Genomic DNA, 24,185 nt, shown 5'->3' with positions numbered 1-24,185 from the left:
CACATGAAAAGCTCATACAACCTACGCAGTATTGCCGCAAAAGTGGTGGGACAAGTTCTGGATCAGGGGCAATCGCTCAGCGCCTTATTGCCTGTTCATCAGCGTGACGTTTCCGATAAAGATCGCGCTCTTTTACAAGAGCTTTGCTTCGGCGTATTACGCGTTTTACCGCAATTGGAATGGTGTATCCAACAACTGATGGCTAAGCCCCTAACGGGCAAACAACGCACGTTGCATTACCTCATCATGGTCGGCATCTACCAACTGCACTATACGCGAATCCCGCCACATGCTGCTCTGGCAGAAACAGTAGAAGGCGCCGTGGCGTTAAAAAGGCCACAACTCAAGGGGCTGATTAACGGCGTATTACGCCAATTCCAGCGCCAGCAGGAAGAACTCATTCAGCGTGAAGCAACTCACTCGTCTCACTACTTGCACCCAAGCTGGCTGTTAGCCCGTATTGAGCATGCCTATCCAAATAACTGGAAAGACATCGCTGAGGCAAATAATCAACGCCCTCCGATGTGGCTACGCGTGAATCGGTTACACCATACGCGAGAAGCGTATTTAAACCTGTTGGTGCAAGAAGGAATCGAAGCATTTCCTCATACCGAATACAGCGATGCGATACGGCTTGCTTCTCCATGTGCCGTCGAACAATTGCCAGGATTTTCACAAGGGTGGGCTACCGTACAGGATGCTTCAGCCCAAGGCTGCGTCTATTGGCTTGATCCACAAGATGGTGAGCAGATCCTCGATCTCTGCGCCGCTCCAGGTGGAAAAACGACACACATTTTAGAGGCAGCACCAAAATCTCATGTGCTCGCTGTCGATGTTGATGAAACACGCTTAGGCCGAGTAAAAGAAAACTTACTTCGGCTACAAATGCATGCTGAAGTCAAACAAGGCGATGGACGTTACCCCGACTCATGGTGCGAAGGACGTGTATTTGATCGCATTCTGTTGGACGCCCCTTGTTCCGCTACTGGAGTAATTCGTCGTCATCCTGATATTAAATGGCTACGCCGAGACAGAGACATCGAAGAATTAGTTGCACTGCAAAAAGAGATTCTTGATGCCATTTGGCCACACCTCAAAACAGGTGGCACGATGGTTTATGCCACCTGCTCAATTCTGCCGCAAGAAAATGCCCAACAAGTTACGGATTTCCTGTCTCGCCATGCCGATGCAGCACTTGTTGATACCGGTACAAGTGAAATGCCGGGTATACAGATGCTCCCTCATGCTGATGGCGGTGATGGTTTCTTTTATGCGAAGCTGGTAAAAAACTGATATTGAACCCAGTATTGTCTGCAACAAGCGGCAATCAATAGACGGCATGGCTTATTATGAAAATTATCATTCTTGGCGCGGGTCAGGTCGGCGGAACACTGGCGGAAAACCTAGCGGGTGAAAACAATGACATCACTGTCGTTGATACTGATGCAAATCGGTTACGCCAACTTCAGGATAAGTTTGATCTACGTGTCGTTACAGGCTATGCCTCTCATCCGCGTGTGCTGCGCGAAGCAGGAGCGGAAGATGCAGATATGCTGGTTGCAGTTACCAATTCAGATGAAACGAATATGGTAGCGTGCCAAATCGCTTATTCTCTTTTCAAAACACCAAATCGGATTGCACGCATTCGTGCTGCTGAATATATTCGTGAATCAGAGCAGCTATTTTTACCAGAAGCCGTCCCCATCGATCACCTTATCTCCCCAGAGCAGTTGGTGATCGATAACATTTACAAGCTGATCGAATATCCCGGAGCACTTCAGGTCGTCAACTTCGCTGAAGGCAAAGTGAGCCTTGCCGCTGTTAATGCCTACTATGGTGGCCCATTGGTCGGTAATGCACTCACCTCTCTACGTGAACATATTCCCCACGTGGATACCCGAGTTGCAGCCATTTTCCGCCACGACCGTCCAATTCGTCCACAAGGTTCTACCATAATCGAAGCGGGTGACGAGGTGTTTTTTGTCGCCGCTTCTCAGCATATTCGTGCAGTAATGAGCGAATTGCAACGCCTTGAAAAACCGTATAAAAGGATCATGATCGTTGGTGGTGGGAACGTCGGTGCAGGATTGGCACAGCGGTTAGAAAAAGATTACAGCATCAAGCTGATAGAACGAAATGCAGACCGGGCGGTGGAGTTGGCTGAACTTCTGCAAAATACAGTAGTGTTTCATGGCGATGCCTCAGATCAAGAGCTTCTCGCCGAAGAACATATCGAGCAGATCGATGTATTCATCGCTATTACCAACGATGATGAAGCAAATATTATGTCAGCAATGCTGGCTAAACGCATGGGCGCGAAAAAAGTAATGGTGCTCATCCAGCGCCGAGCTTATGTCGATCTGGTTCAGGGCAGTGTCATTGATGTCGCAATCTCACCACAGCAGGCGACAATTTCTGCGTTACTCAGCCACGTGCGTAAGGCAGACATCGTTAGCGTATCCTCTTTACGCCGAGGTGTAGCCGAAGCGATCGAAGCGATCGCCCATGGTGACGAAGGCACATCGAAAGTCGTCGGCAGAATGATTGAAGACATTAAGCTTCCACCAGGTACCACCATCGGAGCAATTGTTCGCGGTGATGACGTCATTATTGCCAACGCAAATAGCAAAATTGAGCAAGGCGATCATGTCATCATGTTCTTGGCTGACAAAAAATTTGTGCCTGATGTTGAACGGTTATTTCAACCAAGCCCCTTCTTTTTGTAATGTAGGAACAAATTCACTGCCAACCAGATAATCTGGCAAAGTTACAGCTATTGGTTAGAATTAATTTATATTTTTGGCAAGGAGAACGGATATGAGCATCATCAAAGAATTCAGAGAGTTTGCCATGCGTGGCAATGTTGTCGATTTGGCCGTGGGTGTCATTATTGGTGCCGCTTTCGGCAAAATTGTTTCCTCTCTGGTATCAGATATTATTATGCCGCCACTTGGACTTTTGATTGGTGGTGTCGATTTTAAACAATTCAGCCTTATTCTTCGTGACGCTCAAGGCGAAATTCCTGCCGTTATCATGAACTATGGTGCTTTTATCCAGAACATTTTTGACTTTGTCATCGTCGCTTTCGCGATTTTTATAGCCATAAAGCTTATGAATAAAATGCGCCGTAAACAGGAAGATACACCAGCTGCACCACCGAAGCCGAGTGCTGAAGAGAAGCTATTAGCTGAAATTCGCGATTTGCTTAAAGAAAAACACAAACAGTAAAAATTGAATTTCCCTTCAAGCACAGCTGTATTACGCAGAAAGTAGAAAGGCCAGTGGTAAATAATCATTTGATTGCTTACCACTGGCCTCCCAACTACCTTTCTTCATATGTTTGTCTTTTCTACGATAACTTCCTTTCCCTTTTTCATTCACTTCGATTCGTTGGCGAAACAGTGGGTCATGTAGCAGTGCCTCAATGGCATTGTCCTGAATTTTCCCACGCTTATGGCGGTATGTGGTCATCATCACTCCTAATAGAATCGATATGGTATGTGCATAAATAAAACGTGCTGAGTATATAGCCCAAATCGATGGATGAGAACAGATAGGTATGTGTTTTTCCACTTATTCAGATACAGGCAATTTCTTACCATGCATGATCTTGCGAAAACGTAGTTTATTTCAGATATAAAAAAACCGGGTTTCCCCGGTTTTTTCACGCTCTTACAGATTACTCTGCAGTAGCTACTTCTTCTGTTTGAGAAACTGAGCGATCAACGAGCTCGATGTATGCCATCGGCGCATTGTCACCAGCACGGAAGCCACACTTCAGAATACGAGTGTAACCACCGGCACGGCTCGCGAAACGCGGGCCCAGTTCATTAAACAGTTTTGCCACGATCTCGTTATCACGAGTACGGGCGAATGCCAGACGACGATTAGCAACGCTGTCGGTCTTGGCAAGAGTAATCAGCGGTTCAACAACGCGACGCAGCTCTTTCGCTTTCGGCAGGGTCGTCTTGATGATTTCATGACGAACCAAAGAACTAGCCATGTTACGGAACATAGCCTGACGATGGCTGCTGTTACGGTTCAGTTGACGACCACTCTTACGATGGCGCATGACCTTATCCTTCTCAGTAAAACCTTAACCTGTGATCTGGTTACTCATCAGCAATACTTGCAGGTGGCCAGTTTTCTAGGCGCATGCCCAGAGAAAGACCACGGGAAGCCAGTACGTCTTTAATCTCAGTAAGAGATTTTTTACCCAGGTTAGGCGTTTTGAGCAGCTCAACCTCGGTACGCTGTACCAGATCACCGATGTAGTGGATAGCTTCTGCCTTAAGGCAGTTAGCAGAGCGGACAGTCAATTCCAGATCGTCAACAGGGCGCAGCAGGATCGGATCGAATTCTGGTTTTTCTTCTTTAACTTCTGGCTGACGAACATCACGTAAGTCAACAAAAGCTTCAAGTTGTTCAGCCAGAATGGTAGCCGCACGGCGGATCGCCTCTTCAGGATCGATCGTGCCATTGGTTTCCATTTCGATGACTAGCTTGTCCAAGTCAGTACGCTGTTCTACGCGAGCTGCTTCAACATTGTAGGCAATACGCTCTACAGGGCTGTAGCAAGCATCAACTAACAGACGACCAATTGGGCGCTCATCTTCTTCCGTATGAATACGGGCAGATGCCGGCACATAACCACGACCACGTTGAACTTTGATACGCATACTAATAGATGCGTTTTCATCGGTCAGGTGGCAAATTAGGTGCTGCGGCTTGACGATTTCGACATCACCATCATGGATGATATCGGCTGCAGTCACAGGGCCAATGCCAGATTTATTCAGGGTAAGAATAACTTCATCTTTACCTTGAACTCTCACCGCCAGCCCTTTCAGGTTGAGCAGGATTTCCAGGATATCTTCCTGTACGCCTTCTTTGGTGCTGTACTCATGCAGTACACCATCAATCTCAACCTCGGTCACCGCGCAACCTGGCATGGATGAAAGCAGAATACGGCGCAGTGCGTTGCCAAGAGTATGGCCGAAGCCTCGCTCTAATGGCTCAAGGGTCACCTTGGCGTGCGTCGAACTCACTTGCTCGATATCAACCAGGCGCGGTTTTAGAAACTCTGTCACAGAACCCTGCATTGTGTCCTCTCTTTGGTACTAAGCTTTACTTGGAGTAAAGCTCGACGATCAGGTGTTCATTAATGTCCGCAGACAGATCGGTACGTTCAGGAATACGTTTGAACACACCTTCCATCTTGGCAGCATCAACTTCCAGCCAAGTTGGCTTTTCACGCTGTTCAGCCAGCTCCAGAGCGGCTTTCACGCGAGATTGCTTTTTCGCTTTCTCACGGATGCTGACTACGTCATTCGGGGATACCTGATAAGAAGCGATGCTAACAACGCGACCGTTTACCATGATAGCTTTGTGGCTTACCATCTGACGTGATTCAGCGCGAGTAGCACCAAAACCCATACGATAAACAACGTTATCCAGACGACCTTCAAGCAGTTGCAGCAGGTTTGCACCTGTGTTGCCTTTCAGACGTGCTGCTTCTTTATAATAGTTACGGAACTGACGCTCTAGCACACCGTAGATACGGCGAACTTTTTGCTTTTCACGCAACTGTACACCATAGTCAGACAGACGCGGTTTACGCGCACCGTGCTGGCCAGGAGCTTGTTCAATTTTACACTTGGAATCGATCGCACGAACACCAGACTTCAGAAACAGGTCGGTGCCTTCACGACGGCTCAGCTTGAGCTTAGGACCCAAATATCTTGCCATTTTCTTTCTCCAACAATCCTAAAAGCGGCGTTATACGCGGCGCTTTTTCGGCGGACGACAACCGTTATGAGGGATCGGAGTCACATCAGTAATATTAGTGATGCGGAAACCAGCCGCGTTCAATGCGCGGATAGTAGACTCACGGCCCGGACCAGGTCCTTTAACCATAACTTCCAGGTTCTTAATACCGTATTCTTTCACGGCCTCTGCGCAACGTTCTGCAGCTACTTGAGCAGCGAACGGCGTAGATTTACGAGAACCACGGAAGCCGGAACCACCGGCAGTTGCCCACCCCAGCGCATTACCCTGACGATCAGTAATGGTTACGATGGTGTTGTTGAAAGAAGCATGGATATGAGCCACACCGTCAGAGACTTGCTTTCTTACACGCTTACGTGCACGAATAGGTGCCTTTGCCATTATTCAATCACCCCGATTATTTCTTGATCGGTTTGCGCGGACCCTTACGGGTACGGGCGTTAGTCTTGGTACGCTGACCGCGAACCGGCAGACCACGACGATGACGCAAACCACGATAAGTACCAAGGTCCATAAGACGCTTGATGCTCAGGGTAACTTCACGACGCAGGTCACCTTCTACAACAAACTTGGCAACTTCGTCACGCAGCTTATCGATTTGCTCTTCAGACAGCTCACTGATCTTAACATTTTCGGCAATCTCTGTTGCAGCACAAATAGCCTGCGACCGAGTTTTACCGATACCGAAAATTGACGTTAACGCAATAACGGTATGTTTATGATCAGGAATGTTAATGCCTGCTATACGGGCCACTATGCACTCCTACAATTTTATACAGCAACACCATTCTGAAAAGCCCGTTTTCAGGATACTCAAATAATGTTGCAGCTACATACAAAAGATTGGCTGGCTAATCTAGCCAGCTCAATCCAACTTTGCAAGAAAAATATGCGAGATAATCAGCCTTGACGCTGTTTATGCTTCGGTTCGGCACTGCAGATCACACGAACGACACCGTTACGCTTAACAATCTTACAGTTACGACATAATTTCTTGACGGAAGCACGAACTTTCATTTTTACTCTCCGTAACTTCTCAAGCTCACCTAATTAACGGTTATAGCCTTTCAGGTTTGCTTTCTTCAATGCAGACTCATATTGACTCGACATCATCAGAGTTTGCACTTGAGCCATAAAGTCCATGATGACGACAACAACGATCAATAAAGATGTACCCCCGAAATAGAAAGGCACTTTCATTGCGTCACGCATAAACTCCGGGATCAGGCAGATAAAAGTAATATACATCGCACCAATCAGAGTTAGGCGAGTCATTACTTTATCGATATATTTCGCCGTTTGCTCTCCCGGACGAATTCCTGGCACGAATGCACCGGACTTCTTCAGGTTATCTGCTGTTTCACGCGGATTGAAAACCAACGCAGTGTAGAAGAAACAGAAGAAGATGATTGCAGACGCATAGAGTAACACATAAAGCGGTTGTCCGGGCTGCAAATACAGCGAAATAGTTGTCAGCCAGTTCCAACCGGTACCGCCCCCAAACCAGGATGCAATCGTGGCAGGGAACAGAATAATACTGGAAGCAAAGATCGCTGGGATAACCCCAGCCATATTCACTTTCAGCGGTAAATGCGTACTCTGTGCTGCATAAACACGACGACCTTGTTGACGTTTTGCATAATTAACGACGATACGACGTTGACCACGCTCAATGAAAACAACGAAGAAGGTTACTGCAAACACTAAAACTGCAACCAACAGCAACAGGAGGAAGTGCAGGTCGCCTTGCCGAGCTTGCTCGATGGTATGGCCAATGGCCGGCGGTAGACCCGCAACAATACCAGCAAAGATTATGATCGAGATACCGTTACCGATACCGCGCTCCGTAATCTGTTCTCCCAGCCACATCAGGAACATTGTCCCAGTAACTAGGCTTACAACAGCGGTAAAGTAGAAAGCAAAACCAGGGTTTATAACTAGGTCTTGCATTCCAGGCATATTTGGCAAACCGGTAGCAATACCGATCGACTGGAATATAGCCAATACCAAGGTACCGTAGCGGGTATACTGGCTGATCTTACGACGGCCAGCTTCCCCTTCTTTCTTTATTTCAGCCAAGGCGGGATGAACCACCGTCAGCAACTGGATAATAATCGATGCCGAAATATACGGCATAATACCCAGAGCAAAGATAGAAGCACGGCTGAGAGCACCACCAGAGAACATGTTAAACATTTCAATGATGGTGCCTCGCTGCTGTTCAAGCAATTTGGCAAGCACAGTGGCATCAATACCAGGAATCGGGATAAAAGAGCCAATACGGAAAACAATTAGCGCACCGATAACAAACAAAAGTCTGCGCTTCAGTTCACCAACTCCGCCTTTAGCACTCTGAAAATCTAATCCTGGTTGCTTAGCCATCTGCTACTTATTCCTCAATTTTACCGCCAGCAGCTTCGATAGCAGCACGAGCACCTTTAGTGACACGCAGACCACGAATCGTTACCGGACGAGCAACTTCACCAGACAGAATCACTTTCGCGAATTCAATCTGAATGCCAATAACATTAGCGGCTTTCAGCGTATTCAGGTCAACTACGTCGCCTTCTACTTTAGCAAGATCAGACAAACGAACTTCTGACGTGATCATTGCTTTACGAGAAGTAAAACCAAACTTCGGCAGACGACGGTATAAAGGCATCTGACCACCTTCAAAACCACGACGTACGCCACCACCAGAACGAGAGTTCTGACCTTTGTGACCACGACCGCCAGTTTTGCCCAGGCCAGAACCGATACCTCGACCTAAACGCTTCGGTGCATGTTTAGCACCTTCGGCCGGAGACAGAGTATTTAAACGCATCTGTTACTCCTCCACTTTAACCATGTAGGAAACCGCGTTGACCATACCACGAACCGCAGGAGTATCCTCACGTTCAACAGTATGACCAATACGACGCAGACCCAGGCCAAGCAGTGTCGCCTTATGTTTCGGCAGACGACCGATTGCACTACGGGTTTGAGTGATTTTAATAGTCTTTGCCACGGTCAATTACCCCAGAATTTCTTCAACGGATTTACCACGCTTGGCAGCGACCATTTCCGGGGACTTCATGCTGGCCAAGCCATCAATCGTTGCACGAACCACGTTAATCGGGTTAGTGGAACCATAGGCTTTAGCCAATACGTTGTGAACCCCTGCAACTTCCAAAACGGCGCGCATTGCGCCACCGGCAATAATACCGGTACCTTCGGAAGCTGGCTGCATGAACACACGAGAACCCGTGTGAGCACCTTTAACCGGGTGCTGCAGGGTGCCGTTGTTCAGCGCGACATTCATCATATTGCGACGGGCTTTTTCCATCGCTTTCTGGATCGCTGCTGGAACTTCGCGAGCTTTACCGTAACCAAAACCAACGCGACCGTTGCCATCACCCACTACTGTCAGTGCGGTGAAGCTGAAAATACGGCCACCCTTAACGGTTTTAGATACGCGATTTACCGCGATCAGCTTTTCCTGCAGTTCGCCAGCTTGTTTCTCGATGTGAGCCATCTTACACCTCTACCTTAGAACTGAAGGCCAGCTTCACGGGCAGCATCTGCCAGTGCTTGGACTCGACCATGATATTGGAAACCGGAACGGTCGAAAGAGACATTCTTGATGCCTTTTTCTAACGCGCGTTCTGCAATAGCTTTACCTATTGCGGTTGCAGCGTCTTTGTTGCCAGTCGACTTCAGTTGTTCAGCGATAGCTTTTTCTACAGTAGAAGCGGCTACCAGGACTTCAGAACCGTTCGGTGCGATGACCTGCGCATAAATATGGCGTGGAGTACGATGTACCACCAGACGCGTCGCACCCAGTTCCTGGAGCTTGCGGCGTGCGCGGGTCGCACGACGGATACGAGCTGCTTTCTTATCCATAGTGTTACCTTACTTCTTCTTAGCCTCTTTGGTACGCACGACTTCGTCGGCGTAACGGACACCCTTGCCTTTATAAGGCTCAGGACGACGGTAGGCGCGTAATTCCGCAGCAACCTGACCAATAACCTGTTTATCAGCACCTTTCAGTACGATTTCAGTTTGGCTTGGGCATTCTGCAGTAATACCTGCCGGCAGTGCATGCTCTACTGGGTGAGAAAACCCAAGAGACAGGTTAACCACATTGCCTTTAACAGCAGCACGGTAACCAACACCAACCAGTTGCAGCTTCTTAGTGAAGCCTTCGGTAACACCGATAACCATTGCGTTCAACAGAGCGCGAGTGGTGCCCGCTTGGGCCCATCCATCAACGAAACCTTCGCGCGGGGCGAAAGTCAAAGCGTTGTCAGCTTGTTTCACTTCAACAGCATCATGGATCTTACGACTCAGCTCGCCGTTTTTACCCTTAATCGAAACATCCTGACCGTTGAGTTTTACCTCTACGCCGGCAGGAATGACGACGGGTGCTTTTGCAACACGAGACATTTTTCCTCCCGATTAAGCTACGTAGCAGATAATCTCGCCACCAAGACCAGCTTGGCGAGCTGCACGATCAGTCATAACACCTTTAGAGGTAGAAACAACTGCGATACCCAAACCGGCCATAACTTTTGGCAGCTCATCTTTTCTTTTATAGATGCGCAGACCTGGACGGCTTACTCGCTGAATGCTTTCTACCACTGCCTTGCCCTGGAAATATTTAAGTTCTAATTCCAGAACTGGCTTGGTGTCGCCTTCGATTTTGAAATCTTCAATGTAACCTTCTTCCTTCAGCACGTTGGCAATCGCCACTTTCAGCTTGGAGGAAGGCATGGTGACCGCAACTTTGTTCGCGGCTTGACCGTTACGGATACGGGTCAGCATATCCGCGATCGGATCTTGCATGCTCATCTGTCTTTACTCCCGTGATTCAATTGGTGACAATTACCAGCTAGCCTTTTTCAGACCCGGAATTTCACCGCGCATAGCGGCTTCACGGACCTTGATACGGCTCAACCCGAACTTCCGCAGGAAAGCGTGCGGACGACCAGTTTGGCGGCAGCGGTTACGCTGACGAGACGGGCTGGAATCACGCGGCAGAGTCTGCAGCTTAAGAACTGCATCCCAACGATCTTCGTCGGATGAGTTCACACCAGAGATGATAGCTTTCAATTCCTCGCGTTTAGCGCGGTATTTTTCAGCCAGTTTCACACGAACAACTTCGCGTGCTTTCATGGATTGCTTAGCCATTAGTAACCCTACCTTACTTGCGGAATGGGAAGTTAAAGGCGGCCAACAGCGCACGGCCTTCATCATCGGATTTCGCAGTAGTGGTAATGGTAATGTCCAAACCACGAACGCGATCGACTTTATCGTAGTCGATTTCCGGGAAGATGATCTGTTCACGCACGCCCATGCTGTAGTTACCACGGCCATCGAATGACTTGGCGGACAAGCCACGGAAGTCACGGATACGTGGTACAGCAATGGAAATCAGTCGCTCAAGGAACTCCCACATGCGTTCGCCACGCAGAGTTACTTTACAGCCGATCGGATAGCCCTGACGGATTTTGAAGCCTGCAACAGATTTGCGTGCTTTGGTGATCAACGGTTTTTGACCGGAGATTGCTGTCAGATCAGCTGCTGCGTTATCCAGCAGTTTCTTGTCAGCGATCGCTTCACCAACACCCATATTCAGGGTGATCTTCTCGACCCGAGGGACTTGCATGACAGAATTGTAGTTAAACTCAGTCATGAGTTTTTTAACTACTTCGTCTTTGTAGTAATCATGCAGTTTCGCCATCGTACTACTCCAAATTACTTGATAGTTTCGCTATTAGATTTAAAGAAACGGACTTTTTTTCCGTCTTCGAATCTAAAGCCTACACGGTCAGCCTTACCAGTTGCCGCATTGAAGATTGCAAGGTTAGAAACTTGAATTGCAGCTTCTTTTTCAACGATGCCACCTGGTTGGTTCAGGGCCGGAACCGGCTTCTGATGTTTTTTAACCAGGTTAATACCTTCAACAATGACCTTACTAGCAGACAGGACATTTTTTACTTTACCGCGCTTACCTTTATCTTTGCCGGTTAGCACAATAACTTCGTCATCACGACGGATTTTCGCTGCCATGATTCGCTCCTTAAAGTACTTCTGGTGCCAGAGAGATAATTTTCATGAACTTCTCATTACGCAGTTCACGAGTTACCGGCCCAAAAATACGCGTACCGATAGGCTGTTCGCTGTTATTGTTTAAAATAACGCAAGCATTTCCATCGAAGCGAATGACAGAACCGTCCGGGCGACGAACACCCTTCTTGGTGCGCACCACTACCGCCTTCAGAACGTCGCCTTTTTTCACCTTACCGCGAGGAATTGCTTCCTTGATGGTAATTTTGATGATGTCGCCGACGCCTGCGTAGCGACGGTGCGAGCCACCTAGAACCTTGATACACATTACGCGACGTGCACCGGAATTATCGGCCACGTTCAGCATAGTCTGTTCTTGGATCATTTTAGTGCTCCGCTAATGTCAACTACTACTTTAGGACCCTTTCGGGCCATTAAATACCCCATAATTGAGGGCGCAGCATTATAACACTGCTTCCTTAGTATGGGTAGAAAAAATAAACGGCCCTTTGCAGAGCCGTTTATCTATTTTCGAGAAGCGCTACTGTATTACAGAATCGCTTTCTCTACAACGCGAACAAGTGTCCAAGACTTAGTTTTGGACAGCGGACGGCATTCATGGATTTCAACCACGTCACCGATACCGCATTCATTGTTCTCGTCATGTACGTGCAGCTTAGTCGTACGTTTGATGAATTTACCGTAAAGCGGGTGTTTCACGAAACGTTCGATGGCAACAACAATGGATTTCTCCATTTTGTCGCTTACAACACGACCTTGCAGAGTACGGATTTTATCGGTCATTACGCACCCGCCTTCTCAGTCAGTAAAGTCTTAACACGTGCAATATTGTGACGCACTTGTTTTACCAGGTGAGTCTGTTGCAACTGACCACTGGCAGCCTGCATACGCAGGTTAAATTGCTCGCGCAGCAGGCCGAGCAGCTCAGTGTTCAGCTCTTCAACGCTCTTTTCACGCAGCTCATTTGCTTTCATTACATCACCGTCTTAGTTACAAAGGTGGTTTTGATAGGCAGTTTCGCTGCTGCCAGTTGGAATGCCTCACGGGCTAACTCTTCCGGCACACCGTCCATTTCGTACAGGACTTTACCTGGCTGAATCAAGGCAACCCAATATTCCACGTTACCTTTACCTTTACCCATACGAACTTCAAGCGGTTTTTCGGTGATCGGTTTGTCCGGGAATACACGGATCCAGATCTTACCTTGACGCTTAACAGCACGGGTCATGGCACGACGTGCAGCTTCGATTTGACGAGCAGTCAGGCGACCGCGGCCAACAGCTTTCAGACCGAAAGTGCCGAAGCTAACATCCGTACCTTGCGCCAGACCACGGTTGCGGCCCTTGTGCACCTTACGGAATTTTGTACGCTTTGGTTGTAACATCAGCGACTCTCCTTACTTGCGGCCTTTACGCTGCTGCTTTTTAGGTTGAGCAGCCGGTTTTTCCGGTTGTTCAACTGCAGCCATACCACCCAGAATCTCACCTTTGAAGATCCACACTTTCACACCGATAACACCATAAGTGGTGTGCGCTTCGGAAGTGTTGTAGTCGATATCCGCACGCAATGTATGCAACGGAACACGACCTTCACGGTACCATTCGGTACGCGCGATTTCAGCGCCGCCAAGACGGCCACTTACTTCAACTTTAATACCTTTAGCGCCCAGACGCATGGCATTCTGTACAGCACGCTTCATAGCACGGCGGAACATTACACGACGTTCCAGCTGAGAAGTGATGCTGTCAGCAACCAATTTTGCGTCCAGTTCAGGTTTACGAACTTCTGCGATATTGATCTGTGCAGGTACGCCAGCGATATCCGCTACGACTTTGCGCAGTTTCTCAACATCTTCACCTTTTTTACCGATCACGATGCCTGGGCGAGCAGTGTGAATAGTCACACGGATGCTTTTTGCAGGACGTTCGATAACGATACGAGAAACGGAAGCTTTCTCCAGTTCCTTCGTCAGGTATTTACGAACTTTAAAATCGCTGTCCAGGTTGTCAGCGAATTCTTTGGTATTCGCATACCAGGTAGAGTTCCAAGGTTTGACAATACCCAGGCGAATACCATTAGGATGTACTTTCTGACCCATTGCTAGTCTCCAGAGTCTCAGCGATCGGACACAACCACAGTAATGTGGCTGGTACGCTTCAGGATGCGATCCGCACGACCTTTAGCACGCGGCATAATGCGCTTCATGCTTGGGCCTTCGTCAACGAAGATTTTCGCGACTTTCAGATCATCAATGTCAGCGCCATCGTTGTGTTCTGCGTTAGCAATAGCAGACTCCAGCACTTTTTTAACCAGACCAGCAGCTTTCTTGTTGGTGTAGGTCAGAACTTCCAGAGCTTGCGACACTTTCTTACCGCGAATCAGGTCTGCCACCAGGCGAACCTTTTGAGCAGAAGAACGAGCGTGGCAATGTTTAGCGATAGTTTCCATCTCTTCCTCCTACCTTAGCGCTTCTTGGCCTTTTTGTCGGCCGCATGGCCGCGATAAGTACGAGTCGGCGCGAATTCACCCAGCTTGTGACCGACCATTTCATCGGAAACAAACACCGGAACGTGCTGACGACCATTATGGACAGCGATGGTCAAACCGATCATATTTGGAAAGATCGTTGAACGACGGGACCAAGTGCGCAAAGGCTTCTTGTCTCCGCTTTCCACCGCTTTCTCTACCTTCTTCAGCAAGTGCAGGTCTATAAATGGACCTTTCTTGAGAGAACGTGGCATGGTTTATCCTCTAAGATTATTTAGTACGGCGACGTACGATAAATTTATCAGTACGCTTGTTGCTGCGGGTCTTTTTACCTTTGGTCTGAAGGCCCCACGGACTCACCGGGTGCTTACCAAAGTTACGACCTTCACCACCACCGTGTGGGTGATCGACTGGGTTCATTGCCGTACCGCGAACGGTAGGACGAATCCCGCGCCAGCGTGCAGCACCAGCTTTACCCAGAACGCGCAGCATATGCTCAGCGTTGCCAACTTCGCCCAGCGTCGCGCGGCAGTCGGATTCGACTTTACGCATTTCGCCAGAACGCAGACGCAGGGTAACGTAAGCACCATCACGAGCAACGATCTGAACGTAAGTACCAGCAGAACGAGCCAATTGGCCGCCTTTACCTGGTTTCATTTCTACGTTGTGAACCGTTGAACCGACTGGGATGTTACGCATCGGCAAGGTGTTACCCGCTTTAATCGCAGCATCAACGCCAGATTGAATCTGGTCGCCGGCTTTCAGGCCTTTCGGCGCCAGAATGTAACGACGCTCGCCGTCTTTATACAGAACCAACGCGATATTCGCGGAACGGTTCGGATCATACTCCAGACGCTCAACAACCGCAGGAATACCATCTTTGTTGCGTTTAAAGTCAACAATACGATAAGCCTGTTTATGACCACCACCGATGTGACGGGTAGTGATGCGGCCATTGTTGTTACGGCCACCGGATTTGCTGTTCTTTTCCAGCAACGGGGCATAAGGTTTGCCCTTGTGCAGCTCAGGGTTAACCACTTTAACAACGTGGCGACGACCCGGAGATGTCGGTTTACATTTAACAACTGCCATTGTCTTTCTCCTCCGACTTACTCAGCGCCGCCGATGAAGTCCAGATTCTGGCCTTCTTTCAGGGTGACGTAAGCTTTTTTCCAGTCGCTGCGACGACCAATACGCTGTCCGTGACGCTTAACTTTACCCTTAACTACCAGGGTGTTTACGTCTTTAACTTCTACTTCGAACAGTTTCTCGACAGCAGCAACGATCTCTGCTTTAGTCGCGTCTTTAGCAACTTTGAGAACGATGGTGTTAGTTTTTTCCATCGCGGTAGATGCTTTTTCAGATACGTGCGGCGCGCGCAGTACTTTCAGCAGACGTTCTTCACGGATCATGCCAGCATCTCCTCAACTTGCTTAACTGCATCAGCAGTCATAACGACTTTGTCGAAGGCGATTAGGCTAACTGGGTCGATTGCTGCTGCATCACGCACATCAACCTTGTACAGGTTACGTGCAGCCAGGAACAGATTCTCATCCAGTTCACCAGTGATGATCAACACGTCTTCCAGTGCCATTTCTTTCAGCTTCTGAGCCAGCAACTTAGTTTTCGGTGCTTCTACAGAAAACGTCTCGACAACGATCAGACGATCTTGACGTACCAGTTCGGACAGGATGCTTTTCAGCGCGCCGCGGTACATCTTTTTGTTAACTTTCTGACTGTGGTCCTGTGGCTTCGCAGCAAAGGTTACACCACCGGAACGCCAGATCGGGCTCTTAACAGAACCTGAACGCGCACGGCCAGTACCTTTCTGACGCCAAGGTTTTTTACCAGAACCAGTTACTTCAGCACGCGTCTTTTGAGCGCGAGTACCTTGACGGGCACCTGCTGCATAAGCAACAACAACCTGATGTACCAGCGCTTCGTTAAAATCACGACCGAAGGTAGTTTCGGAAACAGTCAGCGCGCTTTGCGCGTCTTTCAATACTAATTCCATTGCTATCTCCTCACGCCTTCACAGCTGGTTTAACGATCAGGTCGCTACCGGTAGCACCCGGAACAGCACCTTTAACCAGCAGCAGGTTGCGCTCAGCGTCAACACGCACTACATCCAGGCTCTGAACAGTTACACGTTCGTTACCCAGTTGGCCTGCCATTTTCTTGCCTTTGAACACTTTGCCCGGAGTCTGGTTCTGACCGATAGAACCCGGAGCGCGGTGGGACAAGGAGTTACCGTGAGTAGCATCCTGAGTACGGAAATTCCAGCGCTTAACTGTGCCAGCAAAACCTTTACCTTTGGATGTACCAGTAACGTCTACTTTTTTAACGTCAGCGAAAATTTCAACACTGATGCTCTGACCAATAGTGAACTCTTCGCCTTCAGACAGACGGAATTCACGCAGGGTACGGCCAGCTTCTACGCCAGCTTTAGCAAAGTGACCTGCTTCTGGCTTGGTAACACGGTTTGCTTTTTTAGCACCAGTAGTTACTTGCACAGCGCGGTAACCATCGTTAGCCAGGTCTTTAACCTGAGTTACGCGGTTTGCTTCAATTTCGATAACGGTTACGGGGATAGATACGCCATCTTCAGTGAAGATACGGGTCATGCCCACTTTTTTACCGACTAAACCAATCATTGTTTCAACCTCTCAATCGCTCAATGACCTGATTAACCCAGGCTGATCTGCACGTCTACACCAGCAGCCAGATCCAGACGCATCAGAGCATCAACGGTTTTCTCGGTTGGCTCAACGATGTCAACCAGACGCTTGTGAGTGCGAATCTCGTACTGATCGCGCGCATCTTTATTGACGTGCGGAGAAATCAGAACGGTAAAGCGCTCTTTGCGGGTCGGCAGCGGGATCGGACCACGTACTTGCGCACCAGTGCGCTTAGCAGTCTCGACGATTTCCGCAGTTGATTGATCAATCAGACGATGATCAAACGCTTTCAGGCGGATACGGATTCTTTGGTTCTGCATGAGACCAGAGCTCCAATTATTTATAAACGTAAATGATTACTCCTCACACCCATTTCGATTGATGGGGGAGTGTAATCGTCAGCACATAACCCCCATATCGGGAGTATTGTTTTAGTCAATAAATCAATATTGACTCTCTGATTCGGATTGAATCAGGCTTACCTTGTTTCAGTAAGCTCGCGCATTATACGCAAATTGGCTAGGGAAGCAATAAGCAGGATTAAATGATTTTAAACGCGGCCGGAACGATAAACGTTAGTCCGGCCGGATTGAGGTAGACAGCAGACTACGACGCCATGTTACTCAGCCTTTAGCTGAGCTTGAAGGTAGTTTTGTATCCCAAGACGGGAAATCAAATCCAATTCAGTTTCCAGCCAGTCGATATGCCCTTCTTCATCGGCAAGAATTTCTATCATTAAATCTCTACTGACGTAGTCATGCACGGAATCCGAGTGAGCAATCGCCTCACGTAAATTCTTTGCACCATCTAGCTCAAGTTGCAGGTCAGAACGTAAAATCTCTTCGACATCCTCGCCAATATTTAACTTACCCAAATCCTGTAGATTCGGGATGCCTTCAAGAAACAGGATTCGTTCGATGTAGCGATCAGCGTGCTTCATTTCGTCAATAGACTCATGATACTCGTGATCGTTAAGACGGGTTAAGCCCCAGTTTTTAAACATTCGGGCATGAAGAAAATATTGGTTAATGGCTACCAGCTCGTTGCCCAATAACTTATTCAGGTGTGTGATGACTTTTTTATCGCCTTTCATGACATGCTCCTCCGCTCCAGTTCTTAAAGTGTAGAACTGGTCAGCAGAGAGTCAAAAAAACGACCCTACATTTTATGCTACTTCATACATGTCAGGAATTTTAGCCTGCTCTTCCTCAAAAATGACACGCGCCTGACGAATACATTTTCCGCAATCTGTCCCGATAGGAACGAGCTTGCGTAATTGTTGCATAGATTGAGGCTGGTGCTGGCGAACAGCATTACGGATGACTTTGTCAGAAATTGCGTTGCACAAACAAACATACATACCAGAATGACTCATCGTTATCGCGAATGTCTTTGACGCTACCTTTCAGGACACTGCAAACGGCATTTGAAACCGCTCCTAGCGATTTTTTAACCAACCCAGTCATTGTAAATAAGAATTATTTTTATTTCAATTTACATTTAATTATTGAGGCGTAAAAAAAGGCACCGAGGTGCCTTTTTCATGCATTTAGTTTATCAGCGATTAAGCGATAACTTTAGCAACAACGCCCGCGCCTACAGTACGGCCGCCTTCACGGATTGCGAAACGCAAACCGTCATCCATCGCGATTGGGTGGATCAGGGTAACAACCATTTTGATGTTGTCGCCCGGCATTACCATCTCTACGCCTTCTGGTAGTTCGATGGTGCCCGTTACGTCAGTTGTACGGAAGTAGAACTGAGGACGGTAGCCTTTGAAGAACGGAGTATGACGGCCGCCTTCATCTTTGCTCAGGATATACACTTCTGATTCGAACTGGGTGTGCGGCTTGATTGAACCAGGCTTAGCCAGTACTTGGCCACGCTCGATTTCTTCACGCTTGATACCACGCAGCAGAACACCAACGTTCTCGCCTGCACGACCTTCGTCCAGCAGCTTACGGAACATTTCAACGCCGGTACAGGTTGATTTCACGGTATCTTTGATACCAACGATTTCAACTTCTTCACCAACTTTAACAATACCGCGCTCTACACGACCGGTAACAACGGTACCACGACCTGAGATGGAGAATACATCTTCGATTGGCAGCAGGAACGGCTTATCAATCGCACGCTCTGGTTCTGGAATATAAGAATCCAGGTAACCGGCCAGTTCGATGATTTTTGCTTCCCACTCAGCTTCGCCTTCCAGCGCTTTCAGTGCAGAACCACGAATTACCGGGATGTCGTCGCCTGGGAAATCGTACTGAGACAGCAGCTCACGCACTTCCATCTCAACCAGTTCCAGCAGCTCTTCGTCATCAACCATGTCGCATTTGTTCATGAATACGATCATGAACGGAACGCCAACCTGGCGACCCAGCAGGATGTGCTCACGGGTCTGAGGCATTGGGCCATCAGTCGCAGCAACAACCAGGATCGCGCCATCCATCTGAGCAGCACCGGTGATCATGTTTTTCACATAGTCGGCGTGGCCTGGGCAGTCAACGTGCGCATAGTGGCGAGCAGGGGTATCATATTCAACGTGAGAAGTGTTGATGGTGATACCACGTGCTTTTTCTTCTGGTGCGTTATCGATCTGGTCGAATGCACGCGCGCTACCACCGTAGGTTTTAGCCAGAACGGTAGTGATTGCAGCGGTCAGCGTTGTTTTACCATGGTCAACGTGGCCGATAGTACCGACGTTAACGTGGGGTTTTGTACGTTCAAATTTTTCTTTAGACACGGCGATATTCCTTACTCAAATGCTCTCCCCCTATGGAGAGAGCACGGGATTTTGTTTTAACCCTGAGGCTTATTTACCACGGGCTTCAATTACGGCCTGAGCAACGTTGTTAGGCGCATCATCGTACTTCAGGAACTCCATGGAGTAAGAAGCACGGCCTTTGGTCAGAGAACGCAGTTGAGTTGCGTATCCGAACATTTCAGACAGCGGAACTTCAGCATGGATCACAACGCCAGTAACGTTGGATTCCTGACCACGCAGCATACCACGACGACGGCTAAGGTCACCGATGACGTCACCAGTGTTCTCTTCCGGCGTTTCAACTTCAACCTTCATGATCGGCTCAAGCAGAACAGGTTTTGCTTTCTTAAAGCCATCTTTAAAGGCGATAGAAGCAGCCAGTTTAAACGCCAGCTCAGAGGAGTCAACGTCATGGAAAGAACCGAAGTGCAGACGCACACCGAGATCAACCACTGGGTAACCAGCCAGAGGACCCGCTTTCAGTTGCTCCTGGATGCCTTTATCAACGGCAGGGATGTATTCACCAGGAATTACACCACCTTTAATGTCGTTGACGAACTCGTAACCTTTCGGATTTGAGCCCGGCTCCAGTGGGTACATGTCGATAACAACATGACCATACTGACCACGACCACCAGACTGCTTGGCGTGTTTACCTTCAATATCAGTAACCTTCGAACGAATCGCTTCACGATAAGCAACCTGTGGTTTACCCACGTTTGCTTCAACGTTGAATTCACGTTTCATACGGTCAACGATGATATCGAGGTGCAACTCACCCATACCAGCGATGATAGTCTGGTTAGATTCTTCATCAGTCCATACGCGGAAAGATGGGTCTTCTTTAGCCAGACGGCCCAATGCCAGACCCATTTTTTCTTGGTCAGCTTTGGTTTTCGGTTCTACCGCAATGGAGATAACCGGTTCTGGGAACTCCATACGTTCCAAAATGATAACGTTGTTCGGATCACACAGTGTGTCACCCGTCGTTACATCTTTCAGACCGATAGCCGCAGCGATATCGCCCGCACGAACTTCTTTGATCTCTTCACGCTTGTTAGCGTGCATCTGAACGATACGACCAAAACGTTCACGTGCTGATTTAACTGGGTTCAGTACGGTATCACCGGAGTTAACCACACCAGAGTACACGCGGAAGAACGTCAGGTTACCAACAAACGGGTCGGTAGCAATTTTGAATGCAAGCGCAGCAAACGGCTCGTCATCACTTGCATGACGCTCAGCCGGTGTGTCTTTACCGTCATCCAAAAGACCGTTGATCGCAGGTACATCAACTGGGGATGGCAGGTAATCGACTACCGCATCCAGCATCGCCTGAACACCTTTGTTCTTAAATGCAGAACCACAGGTTACCAGGATGATTTCGTTGTTCAGAACGCGCTGACGCAGAGCTTTTTTGATCTCTTCTTCAGTCAGTTCTTCACCACCCAGATACTTCTCCATCAGCTCTTCAGAAGCTTCAGCTGCGGATTCGATCAGGTTCTGGTGCCATTCGTCAGCCAGATCTTGCAAATCAGCCGGGATCTCTTCGTATTCGAAGGTCACGCCCTGATCGGCATCATTCCAGTTGATGGCTTTCATTTTCACCAGGTCAACAACACCGGTGAAACCTTCTTCAGCACCAATCGCCAACTGCAGCGGAACAGGGTTCGCGCCCAGACGGGATTTGATCTGACCAACAACTTTCAGGAAATTCGCACCCATGCGGTCCATTTTGTTAACGAACGCAATGCGTGGAACTTTATATTTGTTTGCCTGACGCCATACGGTTTCAGACTGCGGCTGAACACCACCAACTGCGCAGTAAACCATTACCGCACCATCAAGTACACGCATAGAACGTTCTACTTCGATAGTGAAGTCAACGTGTCCTGGGGTGTCGATGATGTTTACGCGATGCGGTTCATACTGCTTAGCCATACCAGACCAAAATGCAGTAGTCGCTGCGGAAGTGATAGTAATACCACGTTCCTGCTCCTGCTCCATCCAGTCCATGGTAGCTGCGCCGTCATGAACTTCACCGATTTTATGATTTACACCAGTGTAGAACAGAATACGTTCGGTAGTAGTGGTTTTACCGGCGTCGATGTGCGCACTGATACCGATGTTACGGTAGCGTGCGATGGGTGTTGTACGAGCCATTTGTATCCTCTATTTACTAGGGCGTTCAATTTAGTTAACCCAAGCGGGTTGGCTATTTTTAGCGCCCGCTTGGTTAGCATGACTACAGCGAAGGGATTACCAACGGTAGTGAGCGAACGCCTTGTTAGCTTCGGCCATACGGTGAACGTCTTCACGTTTCTTAACAGCAGTACCTTTGTTCTCTGCTGCATCAGAAAGTTCGTTCGCCAGGCGCAGAGCCATAGATTTATCACCGCGTTTACGAGCAGCTTCTACGATCCAACGCATTGCAAGCGCATTACGACGAACCGGACGGACTTCTACTGGTACCTGATAAGTAGAACCACCAACGCGGCGCGACTTAACTTCAACAGTCGGGCGAACGTTGTCCAGAGCTACTTCAAAAGCTTCCAGATGGCCTTTACCAGAACGCTGAGCCAGGGTCTCCAGCGCGGTATAGACGATTGCTTCAGCAGTAGATTTTTTACCATCTACCATCAGGATGTTTACAAATTTGGCCAGCAGTTCTGATCCGAACTTAGGATCCGGCAGAATTTTACGTTGACCAATGACGCGACGACGTGGCATGGAAATACTCCGTTGTTAATTCAGGATTGTCCAAAACTCTACGAGTTTAGTTTGACATTTAAGTTAAAACGTTTGGCCTTACTTAACGAAGAACCATTAAGCCTTTGGCTTCTTCACGCCGTATTTGGAACGGGATTGCTTACGGTCTTTAACACCTGAGCAGTCCAGCGCGCCACGAACGGTGTGGTAACGCACACCTGGCAGGTCTTTAACACGACCGCCACGGATCAGGATCACGGAGTGTTCCTGCAGGTTATGACCTTCACCGCCGATATAGGAGGTAACTTCAAAACCGTTAGTTAAACGAACACGACATACTTTACGCAGTGCGGAGTTCGGTTTTTTAGGGGTGGTAGTATATACACGGGTACATACGCCACGTTTCTGCGGGCATGCTTCCAGCGCCGGAACGTTGCTTTTAGCAGCCTTCAGGGAGCGTGGTTTGCGTACCAGCTGGTTAATTGTTGCCATTAAAAAAGCTCCTGGGTTTTGCTTCGTAAACACGTAATAAATCGTCTCATGTTTGCGCAAGGCAAAGTATGAGGACGCAGAATTCTATTGCTGGCAGTGGAAGGAGTCAAGAAATATACAATAATTCGGCGTTACCACGCGAGTTGCTGCGGATGTTCCACTGTCAGTTGAACAAACTCATTATAGCCAATGAGCGTCACGCTGTTTGAAATTTGTTCAGTCACGCCCCTTGCCTCAGTATCAGGCCGGAGCGCATAGAGAAGAACCGCTGAATCAAGCAGGCGTTGAATAATGTCCCCACCAGCCAAAGCCGCAATCACACCATCTTGTAGCAATACCAAAGCATCGCCCTGCTCAAGACTACGTAAAAGCGTATCCAGGTCAGCGTGATAAGGAGAAGTTGAGAGCGTATGTAACATAAATGGAGAGGCCCGTCGCTAGAATGAAAGGATGGAATGATAATCGGCCAGCTTGCTACGCCATGCTTCTGGCGCTAACAACTCCACATCCAAAACCCAGTCCGTATCTATACTCAGCCCGCGCTGGAGCACGGAAGTCTCGCACAGATAGCAAGATTCGATGTCGTACAACGGCAACACGCCAAACGTGGCGATGTAATTGCGCATCAGAATCTTTTCCGGCTGTTGATGCGGCAGCAGTTGAAGCACGCCATCGCCAACAAAAAACACACCAATCTCTTCCGTCAGTGCCGACATCGCCAATAGCGCATCCAGCCCTTCTCGCCCAGACGCACTCCCATGCGGAGAATGCGTAAAAACAAATGCGACTCGCTTCATAATGCTACCTTAAAACTGAATAACCCGATCGCAGGTCAGCACCGACTGTGCCAGCTCACCCAGCCCACTCAGAATAAAACCAGGTTGCAGATTCGCTCCTGCAAGGTTGAGTTGAGCGGCTTGCTGAGCGTCAGTAATGCCTCGACGCAGCGCGGCGGCAACGCAAACATTCAGCACCACCTGATGCACATCGCCCAGCTGTTGCCAGCCGCGAACAACATCAAACTCATCGTTAGCTGGTGATGTCAGTTGGTTAGCATTCAGCACGCCTTCCCGGTAGAAGAACACACTTTTCAGTTTATGCCCCTCAGCCAACAGCGCCTGCGCAAACTGCAACGCGCTACTCGCTTGCTGTGTGCCGTAAGCAGGGCCGGTCACCAGCAAGCAGTAAGTCAG

General features: G+C 48.6%; 41 protein-coding genes. 3 read left to right on the top strand and 38 right to left on the bottom strand.

Annotated elements, in window-relative coordinates; translation table 11 throughout:
• Positions 1–3: 3 nt before the first annotated feature.
• The 3 genes from rsmB to mscL all read left to right on the top strand — a co-directional run bounded on the left by rsmB (position 4) and on the right by mscL (position 3,228).
• Positions 4–1,293: a 16S rRNA (cytosine(967)-C(5))-methyltransferase RsmB gene (gene rsmB / locus DUT67_RS02435; RefSeq protein ID WP_113628032.1), complete on the top strand. Its 1,290-nt coding sequence runs from the start codon at positions 4–6 to the stop codon at positions 1,291–1,293.
• 56 nt (positions 1,294–1,349) lie between these two features.
• Complete coding sequence (gene trkA, locus DUT67_RS02430) at positions 1,350–2,726, top strand: Trk system potassium transporter TrkA (protein WP_010304922.1); 1,377 nt, start codon at positions 1,350–1,352, stop codon at positions 2,724–2,726.
• A gap of 91 nt (positions 2,727–2,817) precedes the next feature.
• Positions 2,818–3,228: a large-conductance mechanosensitive channel protein MscL gene (gene mscL, locus DUT67_RS02425; RefSeq protein ID WP_113632079.1), complete on the top strand. Its 411-nt coding sequence runs from the start codon at positions 2,818–2,820 to the stop codon at positions 3,226–3,228.
• A 30-nt stretch (positions 3,229–3,258) separates the two neighbouring features.
• Here mscL and DUT67_RS02420 read toward each other — a convergent pair whose 3' ends face one another.
• From DUT67_RS02420 to tusD, 38 genes are all read right to left on the bottom strand, one after another.
• Complete coding sequence (locus DUT67_RS02420; RefSeq protein WP_113628034.1) at positions 3,259–3,471, bottom strand: alternative ribosome-rescue factor A; 213 nt, start codon at positions 3,469–3,471, stop codon at positions 3,259–3,261.
• Between the two features lie 208 nt (positions 3,472–3,679).
• Positions 3,680–4,072, bottom strand: coding sequence for a 50S ribosomal protein L17 (gene rplQ, locus DUT67_RS02415; RefSeq protein ID WP_005970246.1), 393 nt, complete (start codon positions 4,070–4,072; stop codon positions 3,680–3,682).
• 40 nt (positions 4,073–4,112) lie between these two features.
• Positions 4,113–5,102 (bottom strand): DNA-directed RNA polymerase subunit alpha, encoded by a 990-nt coding sequence (gene rpoA, locus DUT67_RS02410; RefSeq protein ID WP_005970247.1) that lies wholly within the window; start codon positions 5,100–5,102, stop codon positions 4,113–4,115.
• Positions 5,103–5,127: 25 nt separating this feature from the next.
• Positions 5,128–5,748 carry a 30S ribosomal protein S4 gene (gene rpsD, locus DUT67_RS02405; RefSeq protein WP_005970249.1) on the bottom strand — a complete coding sequence of 207 codons (621 nt, stop codon included), beginning with the start codon at positions 5,746–5,748 and terminating at the stop codon, positions 5,128–5,130.
• Between the two features lie 30 nt (positions 5,749–5,778).
• Positions 5,779–6,168, bottom strand: coding sequence for a 30S ribosomal protein S11 (rpsK, locus tag DUT67_RS02400; RefSeq protein WP_002919257.1), 390 nt, complete (start codon positions 6,166–6,168; stop codon positions 5,779–5,781).
• Positions 6,169–6,184: 16 nt separating this feature from the next.
• Positions 6,185–6,541: a 30S ribosomal protein S13 gene (gene rpsM / locus DUT67_RS02395; RefSeq protein ID WP_011095499.1), complete on the bottom strand. Its 357-nt coding sequence runs from the start codon at positions 6,539–6,541 to the stop codon at positions 6,185–6,187.
• 146 nt (positions 6,542–6,687) lie between these two features.
• On the bottom strand, positions 6,688–6,804 hold the full coding sequence (gene rpmJ / locus DUT67_RS02390; protein WP_002227352.1) for a 50S ribosomal protein L36: 117 nt from the start codon (positions 6,802–6,804) through the stop codon (positions 6,688–6,690).
• A gap of 33 nt (positions 6,805–6,837) precedes the next feature.
• Positions 6,838–8,169 (bottom strand): preprotein translocase subunit SecY, encoded by a 1,332-nt coding sequence (gene secY / locus DUT67_RS02385; protein WP_005970255.1) that lies wholly within the window; start codon positions 8,167–8,169, stop codon positions 6,838–6,840.
• Positions 8,170–8,176: 7 nt separating this feature from the next.
• Complete coding sequence (gene rplO, locus DUT67_RS02380; protein WP_011095501.1) at positions 8,177–8,611, bottom strand: 50S ribosomal protein L15; 435 nt, start codon at positions 8,609–8,611, stop codon at positions 8,177–8,179.
• Positions 8,612–8,614: 3 nt separating this feature from the next.
• Entirely contained in the window at positions 8,615–8,794 is a 180-nt protein-coding gene (rpmD, locus tag DUT67_RS02375) for a 50S ribosomal protein L30 (RefSeq protein ID WP_004846568.1), read from the bottom strand.
• A 6-nt stretch (positions 8,795–8,800) separates the two neighbouring features.
• Positions 8,801–9,301: a 30S ribosomal protein S5 gene (rpsE, locus tag DUT67_RS02370; RefSeq protein WP_113628035.1), complete on the bottom strand. Its 501-nt coding sequence runs from the start codon at positions 9,299–9,301 to the stop codon at positions 8,801–8,803.
• Positions 9,302–9,315: 14 nt separating this feature from the next.
• On the bottom strand, positions 9,316–9,669 hold the full coding sequence (gene rplR, locus DUT67_RS02365; RefSeq protein ID WP_005970258.1) for a 50S ribosomal protein L18: 354 nt from the start codon (positions 9,667–9,669) through the stop codon (positions 9,316–9,318).
• A 9-nt stretch (positions 9,670–9,678) separates the two neighbouring features.
• The gene (gene rplF / locus DUT67_RS02360) at positions 9,679–10,212 is read right to left on the bottom strand and encodes a 50S ribosomal protein L6 (RefSeq protein ID WP_005970259.1); all 534 of its coding nucleotides are present in this window, start codon (positions 10,210–10,212) and stop codon (positions 9,679–9,681) included.
• A 12-nt stretch (positions 10,213–10,224) separates the two neighbouring features.
• The gene (rpsH, locus tag DUT67_RS02355; protein ID WP_005970261.1) at positions 10,225–10,617 is read right to left on the bottom strand and encodes a 30S ribosomal protein S8; all 393 of its coding nucleotides are present in this window, start codon (positions 10,615–10,617) and stop codon (positions 10,225–10,227) included.
• 33 nt (positions 10,618–10,650) lie between these two features.
• Complete coding sequence (gene rpsN / locus DUT67_RS02350) at positions 10,651–10,956, bottom strand: 30S ribosomal protein S14 (RefSeq protein ID WP_010286114.1); 306 nt, start codon at positions 10,954–10,956, stop codon at positions 10,651–10,653.
• A 13-nt stretch (positions 10,957–10,969) separates the two neighbouring features.
• Complete coding sequence (gene rplE, locus DUT67_RS02345; protein WP_011095504.1) at positions 10,970–11,509, bottom strand: 50S ribosomal protein L5; 540 nt, start codon at positions 11,507–11,509, stop codon at positions 10,970–10,972.
• 14 nt (positions 11,510–11,523) lie between these two features.
• Positions 11,524–11,838 (bottom strand): 50S ribosomal protein L24, encoded by a 315-nt coding sequence (gene rplX / locus DUT67_RS02340; protein WP_005970267.1) that lies wholly within the window; start codon positions 11,836–11,838, stop codon positions 11,524–11,526.
• A gap of 10 nt (positions 11,839–11,848) precedes the next feature.
• Entirely contained in the window at positions 11,849–12,220 is a 372-nt protein-coding gene (rplN, locus tag DUT67_RS02335) for a 50S ribosomal protein L14 (protein ID WP_000613954.1), read from the bottom strand.
• 164 nt (positions 12,221–12,384) lie between these two features.
• Positions 12,385–12,639 carry a 30S ribosomal protein S17 gene (gene rpsQ, locus DUT67_RS02330; protein ID WP_005970270.1) on the bottom strand — a complete coding sequence of 85 codons (255 nt, stop codon included), beginning with the start codon at positions 12,637–12,639 and terminating at the stop codon, positions 12,385–12,387.
• Positions 12,639–12,830 carry a 50S ribosomal protein L29 gene (gene rpmC, locus DUT67_RS02325; protein WP_005970272.1) on the bottom strand — a complete coding sequence of 64 codons (192 nt, stop codon included), beginning with the start codon at positions 12,828–12,830 and terminating at the stop codon, positions 12,639–12,641. The genes rpsQ and rpmC overlap by 1 nt, the downstream gene beginning before the upstream one ends.
• Positions 12,830–13,240, bottom strand: a complete 411-nt coding sequence (rplP, locus tag DUT67_RS02320; protein WP_005970273.1) for a 50S ribosomal protein L16 — start codon at positions 13,238–13,240, stop codon at positions 12,830–12,832. The genes rpmC and rplP overlap by 1 nt, the downstream gene beginning before the upstream one ends.
• 12 nt (positions 13,241–13,252) lie before the next feature.
• The gene (gene rpsC / locus DUT67_RS02315) at positions 13,253–13,954 is read right to left on the bottom strand and encodes a 30S ribosomal protein S3 (protein ID WP_005970274.1); all 702 of its coding nucleotides are present in this window, start codon (positions 13,952–13,954) and stop codon (positions 13,253–13,255) included.
• Between the two features lie 17 nt (positions 13,955–13,971).
• The gene (rplV, locus tag DUT67_RS02310; RefSeq protein WP_005970275.1) at positions 13,972–14,304 is read right to left on the bottom strand and encodes a 50S ribosomal protein L22; all 333 of its coding nucleotides are present in this window, start codon (positions 14,302–14,304) and stop codon (positions 13,972–13,974) included.
• 14 nt (positions 14,305–14,318) lie between these two features.
• Positions 14,319–14,597, bottom strand: a complete 279-nt coding sequence (gene rpsS / locus DUT67_RS02305; RefSeq protein WP_004929772.1) for a 30S ribosomal protein S19 — start codon at positions 14,595–14,597, stop codon at positions 14,319–14,321.
• A gap of 16 nt (positions 14,598–14,613) precedes the next feature.
• The gene (gene rplB, locus DUT67_RS02300; protein WP_014701619.1) at positions 14,614–15,435 is read right to left on the bottom strand and encodes a 50S ribosomal protein L2; all 822 of its coding nucleotides are present in this window, start codon (positions 15,433–15,435) and stop codon (positions 14,614–14,616) included.
• A 17-nt stretch (positions 15,436–15,452) separates the two neighbouring features.
• Positions 15,453–15,755 carry a 50S ribosomal protein L23 gene (gene rplW / locus DUT67_RS02295; RefSeq protein WP_005970277.1) on the bottom strand — a complete coding sequence of 101 codons (303 nt, stop codon included), beginning with the start codon at positions 15,753–15,755 and terminating at the stop codon, positions 15,453–15,455.
• The gene (gene rplD, locus DUT67_RS02290) at positions 15,752–16,357 is read right to left on the bottom strand and encodes a 50S ribosomal protein L4 (protein ID WP_039308906.1); all 606 of its coding nucleotides are present in this window, start codon (positions 16,355–16,357) and stop codon (positions 15,752–15,754) included. Before rplD ends, rplW begins: the two co-directional genes overlap by 4 nt.
• Before the next feature lie 10 nt (positions 16,358–16,367).
• Positions 16,368–16,997 carry a 50S ribosomal protein L3 gene (gene rplC, locus DUT67_RS02285; RefSeq protein WP_048262674.1) on the bottom strand — a complete coding sequence of 210 codons (630 nt, stop codon included), beginning with the start codon at positions 16,995–16,997 and terminating at the stop codon, positions 16,368–16,370.
• A 32-nt stretch (positions 16,998–17,029) separates the two neighbouring features.
• The gene (rpsJ, locus tag DUT67_RS02280; protein ID WP_001181005.1) at positions 17,030–17,341 is read right to left on the bottom strand and encodes a 30S ribosomal protein S10; all 312 of its coding nucleotides are present in this window, start codon (positions 17,339–17,341) and stop codon (positions 17,030–17,032) included.
• A 299-nt stretch (positions 17,342–17,640) separates the two neighbouring features.
• Complete coding sequence (gene bfr, locus DUT67_RS02275) at positions 17,641–18,114, bottom strand: bacterioferritin (protein WP_048262676.1); 474 nt, start codon at positions 18,112–18,114, stop codon at positions 17,641–17,643.
• A gap of 72 nt (positions 18,115–18,186) precedes the next feature.
• Entirely contained in the window at positions 18,187–18,381 is a 195-nt protein-coding gene (bfd, locus tag DUT67_RS02270; RefSeq protein ID WP_005970281.1) for a bacterioferritin-associated ferredoxin, read from the bottom strand.
• A 204-nt stretch (positions 18,382–18,585) separates the two neighbouring features.
• Positions 18,586–19,770 (bottom strand): elongation factor Tu, encoded by a 1,185-nt coding sequence (tuf, locus tag DUT67_RS02265; protein ID WP_011091854.1) that lies wholly within the window; start codon positions 19,768–19,770, stop codon positions 18,586–18,588.
• A 69-nt stretch (positions 19,771–19,839) separates the two neighbouring features.
• The gene (fusA, locus tag DUT67_RS02260; RefSeq protein ID WP_048262677.1) at positions 19,840–21,954 is read right to left on the bottom strand and encodes an elongation factor G; all 2,115 of its coding nucleotides are present in this window, start codon (positions 21,952–21,954) and stop codon (positions 19,840–19,842) included.
• A 96-nt stretch (positions 21,955–22,050) separates the two neighbouring features.
• Positions 22,051–22,521 carry a 30S ribosomal protein S7 gene (gene rpsG / locus DUT67_RS02255; RefSeq protein ID WP_005969574.1) on the bottom strand — a complete coding sequence of 157 codons (471 nt, stop codon included), beginning with the start codon at positions 22,519–22,521 and terminating at the stop codon, positions 22,051–22,053.
• Between the two features lie 96 nt (positions 22,522–22,617).
• Positions 22,618–22,992 carry a 30S ribosomal protein S12 gene (gene rpsL, locus DUT67_RS02250; RefSeq protein ID WP_005969567.1) on the bottom strand — a complete coding sequence of 125 codons (375 nt, stop codon included), beginning with the start codon at positions 22,990–22,992 and terminating at the stop codon, positions 22,618–22,620.
• Between the two features lie 131 nt (positions 22,993–23,123).
• Positions 23,124–23,411, bottom strand: a complete 288-nt coding sequence (gene tusB, locus DUT67_RS02245) for a sulfurtransferase complex subunit TusB (protein ID WP_113628044.1) — start codon at positions 23,409–23,411, stop codon at positions 23,124–23,126.
• An 18-nt stretch (positions 23,412–23,429) separates the two neighbouring features.
• Entirely contained in the window at positions 23,430–23,789 is a 360-nt protein-coding gene (gene tusC / locus DUT67_RS02240; RefSeq protein WP_113628043.1) for a sulfurtransferase complex subunit TusC, read from the bottom strand.
• A gap of 9 nt (positions 23,790–23,798) precedes the next feature.
• A complete protein-coding gene (gene tusD, locus DUT67_RS02235) occupies positions 23,799–24,185 on the bottom strand; it encodes a sulfurtransferase complex subunit TusD (protein ID WP_189339556.1) in 387 nt (128 codons plus the stop codon).

Origin of the sequence: Pectobacterium peruviense, assembly GCF_003312355.2 — a bacterium.
Lineage (GTDB): Bacteria > Pseudomonadota > Gammaproteobacteria > Enterobacterales > Enterobacteriaceae > Pectobacterium > Pectobacterium peruviense.
The sequence above is the reverse complement of the archived record's forward strand: the minus strand, read 5'-3'. Positions and strand labels throughout refer to the sequence as shown.

Excerpts from the sequence above, each read along its gene's own strand:
- rsmB (WP_113628032.1), top strand. The coding sequence starts at position 4 with ATGAAAAGCTCATACAACCTACGCAGTATTGCCGCAAAAGTGGTGGGA.
- trkA (WP_010304922.1), top strand. The coding sequence starts at position 1,350 with ATGAAAATTATCATTCTTGGCGCGGGTCAGGTCGGCGGAACACTGGCG.
- mscL (WP_113632079.1), top strand. The coding sequence starts at position 2,818 with ATGAGCATCATCAAAGAATTCAGAGAGTTTGCCATGCGTGGCAATGTT.
- DUT67_RS02420 (WP_113628034.1), bottom strand. The coding sequence starts at position 3,471 with ATGACCACATACCGCCATAAGCGTGGGAAAATTCAGGACAATGCCATT.
- rplQ (WP_005970246.1), bottom strand. The coding sequence starts at position 4,072 with ATGCGCCATCGTAAGAGTGGTCGTCAACTGAACCGTAACAGCAGCCAT.
- rpoA (WP_005970247.1), bottom strand. The coding sequence starts at position 5,102 with ATGCAGGGTTCTGTGACAGAGTTTCTAAAACCGCGCCTGGTTGATATC.
- rpsD (WP_005970249.1), bottom strand. The coding sequence starts at position 5,748 with ATGGCAAGATATTTGGGTCCTAAGCTCAAGCTGAGCCGTCGTGAAGGC.
- rpsK (WP_002919257.1), bottom strand. The coding sequence starts at position 6,168 with ATGGCAAAGGCACCTATTCGTGCACGTAAGCGTGTAAGAAAGCAAGTC.
- rpmJ (WP_002227352.1), bottom strand. The coding sequence starts at position 6,804 with ATGAAAGTTCGTGCTTCCGTCAAGAAATTATGTCGTAACTGTAAGATT.
- secY (WP_005970255.1), bottom strand. The coding sequence starts at position 8,169 with ATGGCTAAGCAACCAGGATTAGATTTTCAGAGTGCTAAAGGCGGAGTT.
- rplO (WP_011095501.1), bottom strand. The coding sequence starts at position 8,611 with ATGCGTTTAAATACTCTGTCTCCGGCCGAAGGTGCTAAACATGCACCG.
- rpsE (WP_113628035.1), bottom strand. The coding sequence starts at position 9,301 with ATGGCTCACATCGAGAAACAAGCTGGCGAACTGCAGGAAAAGCTGATC.
- rplR (WP_005970258.1), bottom strand. The coding sequence starts at position 9,669 with ATGGATAAGAAAGCAGCTCGTATCCGTCGTGCGACCCGCGCACGCCGC.
- rplF (WP_005970259.1), bottom strand. The coding sequence starts at position 10,212 with ATGTCTCGTGTTGCAAAAGCACCCGTCGTCATTCCTGCCGGCGTAGAG.
- rpsH (WP_005970261.1), bottom strand. The coding sequence starts at position 10,617 with ATGAGCATGCAAGATCCGATCGCGGATATGCTGACCCGTATCCGTAAC.
- rpsN (WP_010286114.1), bottom strand. The coding sequence starts at position 10,956 with ATGGCTAAGCAATCCATGAAAGCACGCGAAGTTGTTCGTGTGAAACTG.
- rplE (WP_011095504.1), bottom strand. The coding sequence starts at position 11,509 with ATGGCGAAACTGCATGATTACTACAAAGACGAAGTAGTTAAAAAACTC.
- rplX (WP_005970267.1), bottom strand. The coding sequence starts at position 11,838 with ATGGCAGCGAAAATCCGTCGTGATGACGAAGTTATTGTGCTAACCGGC.
- rplN (WP_000613954.1), bottom strand. The coding sequence starts at position 12,220 with ATGATCCAAGAACAGACTATGCTGAACGTGGCCGATAATTCCGGTGCA.
- rpsQ (WP_005970270.1), bottom strand. The coding sequence starts at position 12,639 with ATGACCGATAAAATCCGTACTCTGCAAGGTCGTGTTGTAAGCGACAAA.
- rpmC (WP_005970272.1), bottom strand. The coding sequence starts at position 12,830 with ATGAAAGCAAATGAGCTGCGTGAAAAGAGCGTTGAAGAGCTGAACACT.
- rplP (WP_005970273.1), bottom strand. The coding sequence starts at position 13,240 with ATGTTACAACCAAAGCGTACAAAATTCCGTAAGGTGCACAAGGGCCGC.
- rpsC (WP_005970274.1), bottom strand. The coding sequence starts at position 13,954 with ATGGGTCAGAAAGTACATCCTAATGGTATTCGCCTGGGTATTGTCAAA.
- rplV (WP_005970275.1), bottom strand. The coding sequence starts at position 14,304 with ATGGAAACTATCGCTAAACATTGCCACGCTCGTTCTTCTGCTCAAAAG.
- rpsS (WP_004929772.1), bottom strand. The coding sequence starts at position 14,597 with ATGCCACGTTCTCTCAAGAAAGGTCCATTTATAGACCTGCACTTGCTG.
- rplB (WP_014701619.1), bottom strand. The coding sequence starts at position 15,435 with ATGGCAGTTGTTAAATGTAAACCGACATCTCCGGGTCGTCGCCACGTT.
- rplW (WP_005970277.1), bottom strand. The coding sequence starts at position 15,755 with ATGATCCGTGAAGAACGTCTGCTGAAAGTACTGCGCGCGCCGCACGTA.
- rplD (WP_039308906.1), bottom strand. The coding sequence starts at position 16,357 with ATGGAATTAGTATTGAAAGACGCGCAAAGCGCGCTGACTGTTTCCGAA.
- rplC (WP_048262674.1), bottom strand. The coding sequence starts at position 16,997 with ATGATTGGTTTAGTCGGTAAAAAAGTGGGCATGACCCGTATCTTCACT.
- rpsJ (WP_001181005.1), bottom strand. The coding sequence starts at position 17,341 with ATGCAGAACCAAAGAATCCGTATCCGCCTGAAAGCGTTTGATCATCGT.
- bfr (WP_048262676.1), bottom strand. The coding sequence starts at position 18,114 with ATGAAAGGCGATAAAAAAGTCATCACACACCTGAATAAGTTATTGGGC.
- bfd (WP_005970281.1), bottom strand. The coding sequence starts at position 18,381 with ATGTATGTTTGTTTGTGCAACGCAATTTCTGACAAAGTCATCCGTAAT.
- fusA (WP_048262677.1), bottom strand. The coding sequence starts at position 21,954 with ATGGCTCGTACAACACCCATCGCACGCTACCGTAACATCGGTATCAGT.
- rpsG (WP_005969574.1), bottom strand. The coding sequence starts at position 22,521 with ATGCCACGTCGTCGCGTCATTGGTCAACGTAAAATTCTGCCGGATCCT.
- rpsL (WP_005969567.1), bottom strand. The coding sequence starts at position 22,992 with ATGGCAACAATTAACCAGCTGGTACGCAAACCACGCTCCCTGAAGGCT.
- tusB (WP_113628044.1), bottom strand. The coding sequence starts at position 23,411 with ATGTTACATACGCTCTCAACTTCTCCTTATCACGCTGACCTGGATACG.
- tusC (WP_113628043.1), bottom strand. The coding sequence starts at position 23,789 with ATGAAGCGAGTCGCATTTGTTTTTACGCATTCTCCGCATGGGAGTGCG.